The following is an 11,658-nucleotide window of genomic DNA, read 5'->3' as shown; positions in this document are numbered from 1 at the left end:
GCACGAGACCTTCAACCTGATCTAGCGTTGGCTCGTGGTTCTAGCTTAAAGGAAGCGAGGGCGCGTTTTTGCCTGCTCGTTGGTAGGCTTACAAACTTGGCGCGTTTCCCATTTCATTGGGTTTCATGTGGCCGCCGCGGAACAAAGCAGCCGCAAGGCCGGATCTGCCGCTACACCTTCGAAAAGGGTTCAATCCAGTGTTTTTCCGTCCCATGGGTCTTGTTGTTGGCCGGGCGTTCCTGCAAATAACGGCATGAAAAATATTTTAAAAAAATCGAGTCCGGGTAGCCGCCTGAACGAGGTGGTTGATTCGGAGCGGCCGACAATGTTTTGGTGATTGCCTCGTGGAGGTTTCGCAGCCAGCCCGTTGGGTGCGGAGAGTTTTTCGCAAGGCTTTGTCGTCTGGACGTTTGGTAAAAACCCTCAAGGATTATCGAGGTGCTTAGGTTTAATCGCTGAGCTCGGGATAGTAGTTGTTGTAAACCGCTTCAGCTTCATCAACCCGTCCAAGTGAAACAAGCGTGATGCCATATTCATGAAAAAAGCCTCGTGCGATCTTTGGGTGCTGCTCACGTAGCATAATTAAACTTTCTTTATGAGGCAATAAAAATTCGAGTCCTTTTTGTGGCTCCTGTTTATATCGGTATATTTTACTGAGGATGGTCGCGATTTCCACGGTTCTCAATAAATGCGTTATCTGCTGAGACGGATCCTTGGCATTTAGATATGCGTTGGCACCTCGATTGTAGGCTGACAACAAGAAAGGCAACGATTCTTTATCTTTGCCCATGTAATACAGTTGGGTACCAAAGCGAGCTTCTGCCTCAAGTAAACCAATTGAATCAATATTCGGAACCTTAATCGTGGCAAGGTAAATTTTAGTTTCGGCGGCAGAACGACCTTCATAATGGCGGGTGTTCTTGAATAACCTGGCATAAATTTCCAATATTTTCTTTTTGTTGGCTTCTGTTATTTGGTATTGGTCAAAATTCAGGGCGCTTTGATAGACACGTTCCGAAATAGTGGCCTCGGCATGCAAAGAAGGCTGATGCCCGTCACCAATAATCCCACTCATCACCGAAAGGATCTCCTCCGCCTCTTTCTTTGCATGAAAGGCAGCTCGAATTTTATCCTCTGTTTTTCTTAGCTCTGTTGAAAGGGTAAGCGATAACCCAGCCAAAAAAAGCATGGTCCAACACATGATTTGAATTGTTGGTTTGTTGTTTCTTGTAATTTGTCGTAAACGCGCCATTGGTGAGTTTATGAGTCTATCCAATGGTTGGTTTTCAATCGTTTGTTGTAGGTCATATTGAAGATCATGAAGGGATAAATATCGGTCATCGGGGTTGAAGGCGATACATTTCAAAATAATTTCAAATAGGTTGTTCATGTATTGTTGCTTGTTTCTCATCGAGGATAGGGTGCTTTTGATAAAGATACGTACCTTTTCGTTCAGGTTACTACCCATGATTAAGCCCATTGAACTTGTAGTTTTTGATAAACGGTTTAAGAAGTTTGTAATTTTTACTCCAGAAAAAATTTCAAAAATAATGATCCCAAGTGCATAGATGTCAGAAGAAGTGCTTGGTAAGGCCATATTAACATGCAATCTATAAGGATCAAGATAGCCAAGGGTTCCGCCTATTTCTGCCGCTTGAGGCATAGGACTGCTGATATTTGGTTGCTTCGTTTTCTGAGAAAGGCCAAAATCGATAATCTTTACCTTGGGTTCTTTTTCAGAAGTATCAACAAGAATGTTTTCAGGTTTCAAGTCGGCGTGGACTACACCTTTGTTGTGGATATACTTTAAACCAGAGCATAGCTGCATTACAAGGTCTAGGTTATGTCTTGGCGTGCAGTTGCTTCTCTTGATATATTCAAGAATGTTTCCTCCATCTATGCATTCCATAACTATGTAAAACAGATGGTTTTCAATATTGCTGCAATGGAAAAATTTAACGACGTTTGGATGATTCAAGCCTGAGACAGATTCAATCTCGCGATAGAAAGCTTGTTCCTGTGTTTTTTGATAGCCGCTTGTGTTAATCACCTTCACTGCGACCTTTCTTTTAATCGGCCTTTTCTCAAACCCAATATAAACCTTCGAGTTCACACTAGCTTTGATCAACCCTTTGATCTCGATTTCTCTCAACTTGAAATATATTGATTGTTCGATACTCAAGTGAATTCCTTTTAACGACCTAAATGAAAACCCCTGCTACAACTAAACGGTCACCTCAAACGATGATTTGTTTTACCTAAAAGGTGCAATCACTGCGAGGTGTTTCTGGTAAAACATCTTTCGACGGATTTCCCACGGGGGCCTTCCATCCCAACATTTTATGCGGGTAGGCCGGCCGCGCATCGCTCACTTTCGCTCAATACTACCCCGAACCTTCTTGTTCAGAGCCCCGTCCCTTTAGACGTGTCCTCACCCAGTAACCAGCGGGCGTAGTCCGTTCCTGGTTGGTAGGGTTGGTCGAGGTGGTCCCAGTTGGAGGGCTGCACGGGTTTGCCGACGCCTTCTAGGCGGAGGTGGGGTTGGGGGATGAGCAGGAAACCGTCGAGGCGGTAGCCCATTTGGTACAGGGCGCGGTCGCGTAGTTCACGGTAATACTGGAACGCGGGGACGTCGGCCGGGGCGCGGATCAGGCGCGCCAAATGCCAGAAACGGATGCGGTTGTCGTTGGTGACCGTGGCGAGTTGGCTGCCGCCCGGCTGGAAGGCGGCGCAGAAGTTGAGGCCGCTTGAGTGACCCTCGAGGACGGCCAGCGGGCGGCGGCTCCGCACATCCCACAGCCGCACGGTTAGGTCCGACGATGCGGTTGCCAACAGCGCGCCGTCCGGGGAGAAGCCGACCCCGTAGACGGCGCCTTGGTGGCCGTGCAGTACCGCGCGTTCCGCCTCCGCCGCCGGCGCGTTCGGGTCCCACAGGCGCACGCTTTGATCGTGGGAGGCAGTGGCCAAGAGCGCGCCGTCCGGTGAAAACGCCACCCCGATCACGCTGCCCGCGTGGCCGCGCAGAATGACGGGTTCTTTTTCTCCGTCGGCCGTCTGGTAGCGCCACAGCCGCGCGGTTTGGTCACGGGATCCGCTGGCGAGCAGGCGGCTGTCCGGCGAAAAAGCCAAGCCGATCACGCTGGCACCGTGGCCCTCGAAAACGGCGACGGCGGCCCGACCCGGCGGCGCGGATGGGTCCCACAGGCGCACGCTTTGATCGCGTCCGCCGGTGGCGATCCGGCGGCCGTCGGGTGAAAAGGCCACGCATCGTATCGATGATTGGTGGGTGCCGATCACGCCGCGGGCCGCTTTTCCCGGCGGGGCATGGGGATCCCACATGCGCAGGCTGTGGTCCAGGCCGATGGTGGCTAGGCGCTTGCCGTCTGGGGAAAAAACCACGTCGTTGACCGCGCCGGTATGACCCCGCAACACCGCGCGGGCCTCGCCGGTACGGGGATCCCACACCCGCACCGTGCCGTCTTGGGAGGCCGAGGCCAGGAGTTGCCCGTTCGGCGCGAAGGCCATGCCCAAAATGTTTTCCGTGTGGCCGGTTAGGAGCGGGGTGACGGCGTCTTCCCGCGGGTCCCAGATGCGCAGGGTTTGGTCCACGGAAACGCCGGCCAAGCGTGTTCCCTCCGGGGCGTAGGCCACGTCCCAGACCGCATCGTGGTGGCCGCGTAACACCCCACGTAACGCGGTTTCGGCCGGGGCGGCGGCATCCCACAAGCGCACGGTGCTGTCACCGGAAGAGGAGGCGATCCGCGTGCCGTCCGGCGAAAAGGCGACGCCCGAGACGGAGGCACGGTGGCCGTGGAAAACCTGGCGGGCGGCCTCGGCTTCCGGTACGCGGTTATCCCACAAGCGCACGGTTTTATCCTCGCCGGCGGTTGCCAGGCGGTTACCGTCCGGCGAAAAAACCACTTCCCACACGCGGCCCCGATGGCCGAGGTACATTCGTTTTTGTGCGATGTCCGGCGCGGCCTCGGGATCCCACAGCCGCACGGTTGTGTCCCCGGCCGCGCTGGCCACGCGGGTGCCGTCCGGTGAATAAACCACCGAGTAAATGCTGTGCGCGTGGCCCGTAAACACGGCGAGCGGGCCCTGGTCGGCCGGGGCGTCGGGGTCCCACAGGCGCAGGGTGCGATCACCCGAGCCGGAGACGAGCCGGCGGCCGTCCGGTGAAAAAGCCACGCTGAATACGGTGTTTTCGTGGCCGCGCAAGACGGCGGTTTCGCGGCCGTCGGCCAGGTTCCACAGGCGAATGGTTTGGTCTTCACCACAGGAGGCCAGCCGTTTGCCGTCGGGTGAAAACGCCACGTCAAACACCACGCCCTGATGCCCGCGCAGGACCTTGGTTTGGCGGACGCCTTCGCGCGGTCTGTAAAGCAACACGCTGCCGTCCAAACAGGCCGCGGCTAGCTTGGTGCCGTCAGGGCTGTAGGCCACCCGCCACAGTCCGGCCGCCGCGCCCAGCAGGGCTTGGCGCGGTTTGCCGGTGTGGATGTCGAGACGAAGGAGCCGCCCGGTTGGGTCCAAGCCGCTGAGTGTTTCGCCGTGGAGAAAAAGCTGCTGCAATTCGGTGCCGGTTTCGAGTTGGTATTCCTGTTTGGCATCGGGGTCCCACACCCGGAGCGGTGCCTTCCCGTCGGCGAGCACGATCCGTCCGTCGGTGCGCGCGATGCCGGCGGCGGTAACGGTGTGGTTCAATTCCCGCGACTGGACGCGGGTGCCGTCGTGGCGGTACAACTCGAAACGACCGGCGCCGTCTACCAAACCAACGCGGTCATCGCCGATCAGGCCCAAAGCGCGCACGGGATGCTCGCGCGCGGGCGACAGGCTTCTGGGTACGGGTGTTTGCCCCGGCCTGACCGGGAGGTGCCACAACGCGCCCGCCTGGTTGGCCGCGAACAAAACGTCATCGAGGAACACCAAGTGGCTGGGCCACCCCAAATCCGCGAAATGGTGAAGGGTGCGGTTATTTTGGGGATCAGCCAGCACCAAGGTACCACTGTCGTGGGCAACGGCAATCCAGCGGCCGTCGGCGGAAAGGGCCTGGGCGGCGACCCCGTCCCCGGTATTTTCGCCGACCTTGAGCCCGTGTCGACGGGCCAGGTCCCATACAATTACGCCACCTTGGCGGGAACCGGCGGCCACGGCGCCGCCGTCCGGGCGAAAGGCCAGGTGGGAAACGCCTTGGTTGACCTGGCCGAGTACGGCTTCTTCGATTCCGGTCGCCCCGTTGAGCAAACGCACCAAACCCTGCCGGTCGGCCAAGGCGATCCAACGGCCGTCGTCGCTTACGGCGAGCTGAACGGCGCTGGTGACAACGGGAGAGGTCCACAGCAGTCGGTTTTTGGCTTGCAGGCGCGGATCGGCGAAGCGGCCGACCGGTTCGGGCAAGGCTTTGTCGGCGGGTATTTCCTGGCTGAGTGCCGCGAGCGATAGCAGCCAGGCCTCTTGCGCCTTGCCATTGTCGAGGGCGATCCCTGCTTTTTCGTTCAGGGCGAGCGCCAGGTTGTAATTGCTTGCCAAGGTTTGTTGTTCCGCTTGGTTCCTGGCGGTTTCGGCCCGCTCCCTGGCCGCCGAGACGGCGGCGTTGGCGGCCTTGGATTGGAAAAACAAGGTAAAGGCAAACACGGCCAGCGCCGCGCTGACCAGCCCCAAGGCCGAGACAACCACCAGCATCAGCCGTTGCCGTTGCTGCTCCCGCGCGCGACCTTCCAGCGAACGCGTCACAAATTCGGTTTCCAAGGCGCCCACTACGCCGCCGTGGTTTTCCTGGAGTTCCGCCATTTGCAGCAGGGGACCGCCGCGCAACAGGTGATCGCGGTCGCGGCCGGCGTCGTCCCATTCGGCCGCCCGCCGACGCAAGCGGTTGATGCGCCGCGCGGTATCGCGATCTTCATCCATCCATTCGCGGATGCGGTGCCAGTTGCGGATCAAGGCCTCGTGGGCCACATCCACCAAAATCACATTGCGCACCGAATCGTGGGAACTGGAGAGCAGCCGCGCCGCGGTCCAATCGTCCAGCAATGCTTGCGCGTGTTCGCCGCCGACCGCGGCCAGTTCTTTTTGGGTGGCCCGGCGTCGGGTGTCCTGCGTGCCCTCGCCGGGATGCACCAAACACAGGGTAAACATCGAACGCAGCGCCTTCTGCGCCTCGGGTGTCAAGGCGGCGTATTCCTGTTCGGCGCGACCGGCAAGCGCACCGGCGATGCCGCCGACGGCGTCGTAGGCGGCGCGGGTCAACAGCCCTTCCTCGCGGCGTTCGTACAACTCCAGCAGCGCGTGCTCCAGTAAGGGGAGTTTGCCCGCCGCGCCGGCGACGTCGTCGAGCAAGCGGTCCAACAAACCGGCTTCCAGGCGCAAACCGGCGAGCAGGGCCGGGGCCGTAATCGCACGGGCCAAATCAACGCGGTCCATCGGCATGACTTGGAAGAGGTGGTCGACAATGTAGTTGTTGAGCCCAAAATGGACGGCGCATTTACCCAAAAAATCGGCGCGCATGGTCAGCAACACCTGAATCCCCGGGTCGGCCTGATCGAGGAGCCGGCACAAACTGTCGGCGAAGGCGGTGGTTTCCGCCTCATCGGCCAGGGTGAACAGTTCCTCGAATTGGTCGATCACCAAACACAGATTGGTTTGTTCGGCGATGACCTGCCAATCGCGCAGAATGGTGGTGAGCGCTTCGCTCGAGGCCTGGAGGCGACGCAACAGGTGTTCGGCCGGGCGGAAGGCCTCGCGGGTGGCAAACAAACCACTGAGACCGAACGCCAGCTCGGCGAAGGGGTTCTGCGTGGGGGCCATCAGCAACACGGCGGTGTCTTTTTTGCGCAGGGCGGGCAAGACGCCGGCCTGGACCAGCGACGATTTGCCGCTGCCGGACGGCCCGCACACGGCGCTGAAGCGGTGGACGCGGACATGTTCCAAAACGGCCTGGCTCAGTGCCTCGCGCCCGAAAAACAAATGCTGATCCTCCTCGCGAAACACCTCGAGACCGCGGAACGGGCACAGCCCGTTGGGTTGCAGCGCGACTTTTTCGTCGCGGGTTTTGCCGTGGATCGCCGCCACCAGCGCGGCCATTTCGTGTTCGTTGCCGGGATTGACGCGTCGCCAGGTTCGTCCCCGTAGAAATCCCGGCAGGGCGCTTTGTTTTTCGGGGAAAGCCGCGCCGGGGAGCAGGAGCGGCACCAGGTTGAGGTCGCCCGCATAAAAGGCGAGGGCGTCGCGCTGGGCCGAACCCACCCACCAGGGGATGTGATCGTCGCGGCCCAGGCAAATCACACAGGCGTGGGCGTTGGCCACCGTCGTTTCAAAGCGTTCGTCGTCCAGTTCCGCGGCACCCTCGCGCGATTTCGGCTGGACCCGGAGCTTGTACCGTTCGGCCAAAACGGCGGTGAGTTCGGTGACCTGATCGCGATCATGCGGATGGCACCAAAAGACGGCGTCGAGGGATTTGGCGGGATCGGTCGGGGCGCTTTGGAGATGGAACACATTTTTTTTCAAGCGCTTGAGGGCGGTAGCCAAGGTGTTGCCGTTGGCAAAACGTTCGTGGCCCCAATCCGCCAAACACCGCCGCAACACGTAACCCAAGGCCTCGGGAAAAGGTTGCCGCGCGCCCCCGGGACGGGGTGGGGGTGGTGAACCCTGGGAATCCCGGTTCGGCGTAAGGGCCTCGGGGGTGTCGATGGTTTTTTCGGCGGCATGGTGACACAGGGTCGGCGCGCCCTCGGCAAAAGCCGGGTCTTCGGCGAGCAGACGGCCTTGTAACAGGTGATCCACGGCCTCGCGTGGACTGCAACCCAGGCGATAGGGTGCGGCGCCGGAAAGCAATTGGAACAGAACCAAACCGAGGGCGTACACGTCGGTTGCGGGGGAGACGCCGCGGGCGAACCGCTGTTCCGGCGCGGCGTAAGCAGGGGTCATGGGTCCCTGCTCGCTTCTGCCGTCGCCGGTCTCGGCGAAATGGGCAATGCCGAAATCCAGTAATTTGGGAATGTTCTGGTCGGTCACCAAAATGTTTTGCGGCTTGATGTCACGGTGAATGATGCCTTGTTCGTGGGCGGAACCCACGGCTTCAACCACCTTGAGGAAGGTTTCCAGGAGGAGGGCCAGGTCGGGATGGGTATCGCGGAACCAGGCATCGATGTGGCGGCCGCGAATGTGTTCCATAATGATGTAGGGTCGGCCCTTTTCGGTGAGCCCGGCATCCAGGAGGGTGGCGATATGAGGATGGTTGAGGTCGGCCATGAGTTGGCGTTCGCGACGAAAGCGGGCCAACACCTCGGGGGTATTCATGTGCTCGTGCAGGAACTTGATGCACACGTTCATGTGCAACACATCGTCCTCGCGTTTGGCCAAGTAAACGGCGCCCATGCCGCCGGCACCCAATTTGCGCAAAATGCGATAGGGGCCGACACGCGAGCCGATAACGGGAAGTTCTTCCGCAAAAGAAAGGCTCATGTTCTTTGGAATCCTGAAAATGTGGCGAATAGAGAACTTCACTTTATCACAGTTGTTTCAATCGGGTCCAAGGAAGGCATTTCATCTAAGAAACGCCCGAGGAAGTGAATTTCCAAAACAAAACTCGCGCCGAGGGGTAGCGACCGGTTCGTGTTAAGATTCGATGCCGTTTTCAGATTCGCTTTTTTGCTCTGTTGGGGAGGTTGTTCTTGTCCAGACCGATTGCGATTGACTTGTTTGCCGGGGCGGGCGGGATGAGTCTTGGTTTTGAGGAGGCCGGCTTCGACATCGCCGCGGCCGTTGAGATCGATCCGGTCCATGCCGGCATCCACGCTTACAACTTTCCCTTATGTACAACCATCCCTTTCTCGGTTCTCGGTCTCTCAGGTCAGACGATTCGCGACGCCGCAAAATTGCACGGCAAACCCATCGATCTCGTGTTTGGCGGGGCGCCCTGTCAGGGGTTTTCCATGATTGGTCAGCGATCCCTGGACGATCCGCGCAACGCCTTGGTGCGGGAATTCGTTCGCTTGATTGCCGAACTTTCACCTACCTATTTTGTGTTCGAAAATGTCAAAGGCCTGACCTTAGGGAAACATCGTTCCTTCTTAGGGGAATTGTTGGAAGCCTTTGAACAAGTTGGTTATCAAGTTCAAGATCCCTGGCGGATTCTCAACGCATGTGATTTCGGGGCACCCCAATATCGGGAGCGGCTTTTTTTAATGGGTGCGCGCAAAGGCCACCCCTTACCCGATTACCCAAATCCGCGTACCGCCTCACCCAAAACCCCCAATCTTTTGCTGCCAAAGGCCCCCAATTGTGCCGAGGCTTTGGCCGATCTTCCGAAAGTAGAGCGGTTTCCGCTGCTGGCAAGAAGGGATTGGGTTCATACAGATGATTGGGGACAGCCGAGCGAATATGCGGCAACAATGAGACGGATCAAACACCAGGATTGGGGATGTGGTTACCGGCGAAACTTTGATCGCAAGCTGCTCTCCTCCAGCATGCGAACGAATCACACCATGATTTCGCAACGACGGTTCACGGAAACAGAACCGGGCAAGGTTGAGCCTATTTCTCGTTTTTTCAAGTTGGCACCCCATGGGTTATCCAACACCTTGCGCGCGGGGACGGATTCGGCACGAGGCGCATTCACCTCACCGCGTCCGATCCATTACGCCGTACCTCGTTGTGTGACCGTCCGCGAAATGGCGCGCCTACACGGCTTTCCCGATTGGTTTCGTTTCCATGCCACCAAATGGCACGGCGCGCGTCAAATCGGAAATGCGGTGCCGCCGCCGTTGGCGAGAGCGATTGGAGAACAAATCCTCGCGGTACTTGAGGCACAACCCACGATGCCGGAACGGATACTAGATTTGGGTGATGAACAACTGCTGGTTCTTGATATGAAACATGCCGCAAAGTATTGGGGCGTACCGGTTCCCATCGCGGGACGAAACAAGAAAAGCGGCGCAAAAAAACGAAAACAAACAGAAATCGAAGCGCTTCGAATCCAATAGGTAAGGAGGGACCTTGGTGGATGACGGAAAGGGTAAAACGCAAAACAGGTATCAACGCATCGCCGAGAAGATTTTTTTCGACCGTTATCAGGCGGGCCGAACCGTCTTGCCCTTTCTCAGAACAGATTTAGAAAGCGCGGCGGAAGAATTAGGGGTTGCCTTGCCAAAAAATCTTGGCGATGTGGTTTATGCCCTTCGGTATCGCATTGAAATGCCCAAACGCATCCGCGATACTCAAACCGGTGAAAAAGAATGGGTCATTCAAGGCGCGGGACGCGCAAAATACGAATTTCGGTTGGTGACGGTTAACAGGATCAAACCCAATCCCCATTTGCTCACCATCAAAATCCCTGATGCGACACCAGAAATCATCAACGCTTATGCATTCTCGGATGAACAAGCGCTGCTTGCGAAGGTGCGCTACAACAGGCTGATTGATCTTTTTTTAGGTCTACCCACTTTTTCGCTCCAAAACCACCTGCGTACGACCGTGAAAGGCGTTGGCCAAATCGAAATTGACGAAATCTATGTAGGAATCGATAAAAAAGGCCGCCAATTTGTTATTCCCGTTCAGGCGAAAGGGGGGAACGATCAGTTGGAGGGATCCAAACGCGGCAGGATTTGTTATGTTGCAGGCAAAAATTTCCAAATCTCATTTGTCGGTCGGTATCCACCCAATTCCTCGTGAACGACTTGATCGCGATGTTCGAACTCACTTTGGTTGATGATGTCATCAAGGTCGTTCAGGAGTCCCACTACCAGTTGGTGCCTCACCAACGCATCCACGAAAGCGAGTTGCGGCGCTACAACCAATTAACCTAGCCCGCAATGCTCACTTTTTCGGTGGAAACTGACCCGCGCGGATCGCACTTGACCCGGTCTTACAAAACTTTCTGTCGCGGCTGACGGAAATCACCAAAATAAATTTTGCGTTGATTATCGTTCACTCAGGCCTTATTCTTTAGTGCAGGTTGTCTTCTTCAATTTGGTGCTCGGCGATTCAGCCGCCCTTCATCTAGCTTTTTAGCCCTTGTCCTCTTTTTAAACCCTTTATCGTTCTTATTCATCGGCACTTACGCCCTAAGTCAACCCCTTCAGGACAACGATTTTTGAACCGGACCCCCATTACCCGGCCGGCCCTCAAACATCGCACCATACGCCCATCCAACCAACATTCGTTGGTATCGCCAAACGCCCCAACGCGGGGAAGGTTGACGCGACATACCCAACAAAATCGCGAATTTGCCAAGAGGGAGGTTTGCTTGGTGCGTTTTGTTTCGTATGTAACCCTTTTGCTGAGTCTGGCGGCGGCCCCTTGCTGGGCGCAGAGCCCAGGCTTTTCATCAAACCCTTCCGAACCCGGTGACGCCGAAGACGTCAAACACGTTTTGGCCGCGCGCTCCTGCGGCGAAATGGATGTCACCCTAACGCTGCCCGGTTATGCGGTGATTTCGGGTGGGAACCAGCGCCAGGCGCTTAAGACCGGCGACAGGCTGGGCATGGAAGCCTTTAAGGTCGTCGCCGTGCAAGATGAACAAATTTTTCTAGAGACACCCTTGGGTTTTGCTTTATTGGAACGCTTGGAAAATGGGCGTACCCATTTCCGCAACGTGCGCCCGGCGGAAATTCCGCTCGAACTGCGCAACGGTTTTACGGTTGCCAATCGCGATTAACG

5 protein-coding genes are annotated in these 11,658 nt (G+C 57.0%); 3 read left to right on the top strand and 2 right to left on the bottom strand.

Going from position 1 to position 11,658, the window contains the following annotated elements; translation table 11 throughout:
* Nucleotides 1-448: 448 nt before the first annotated feature.
* Both J3U88_RS28660 and J3U88_RS28655 read right to left on the bottom strand, forming a co-directional pair.
* Nucleotides 449-2,182, bottom strand: a complete 1,734-nt coding sequence (locus J3U88_RS28660; protein ID WP_207862450.1) for a serine/threonine-protein kinase — start codon at nucleotides 2,180-2,182, stop codon at nucleotides 449-451.
* Between the two features lie 221 nt (nucleotides 2,183-2,403).
* Nucleotides 2,404-8,463, bottom strand: coding sequence for a WD40 repeat domain-containing serine/threonine-protein kinase (locus J3U88_RS28655; protein WP_207862449.1), 6,060 nt, complete (start codon nucleotides 8,461-8,463; stop codon nucleotides 2,404-2,406).
* Nucleotides 8,464-8,672: 209 nt separating this feature from the next.
* Here J3U88_RS28655 and J3U88_RS28650 point away from each other — a divergent pair, with 209 nt between their 5' ends.
* From J3U88_RS28650 to J3U88_RS28640, 3 genes are all read left to right on the top strand, one after another.
* Entirely contained in the window at nucleotides 8,673-9,983 is a 1,311-nt protein-coding gene (locus J3U88_RS28650) for a DNA cytosine methyltransferase (protein WP_207862448.1), read from the top strand.
* Between the two features lie 13 nt (nucleotides 9,984-9,996).
* A complete protein-coding gene (locus J3U88_RS28645; protein WP_207862447.1) occupies nucleotides 9,997-10,671 on the top strand; it encodes a hypothetical protein in 675 nt (224 codons plus the stop codon).
* Nucleotides 10,672-11,245: 574 nt separating this feature from the next.
* The gene (locus J3U88_RS28640; protein WP_207862446.1) at nucleotides 11,246-11,656 is read left to right on the top strand and encodes a hypothetical protein; all 411 of its coding nucleotides are present in this window, start codon (nucleotides 11,246-11,248) and stop codon (nucleotides 11,654-11,656) included.
* Nucleotides 11,657-11,658: the final 2 nt, after the last annotated feature.

This window comes from Acanthopleuribacter pedis (genome assembly GCF_017377855.1).
In the GTDB taxonomy this organism is placed as follows: domain Bacteria; phylum Acidobacteriota; class Holophagae; order Acanthopleuribacterales; family Acanthopleuribacteraceae; genus Acanthopleuribacter; species Acanthopleuribacter pedis.
Note: the sequence above shows the minus strand (reverse complement) of the source record. Positions and strands in the feature narration are given on the sequence as shown.

Bases quoted from the DNA above. Each gene is read 5' to 3' on its own strand.
- J3U88_RS28655 (WP_207862449.1), bottom strand. From the start codon at position 8,463: ATGAGCCTTTCTTTTGCGGAAGAACTTCCCGTTATCGGCTCGCGTGTC.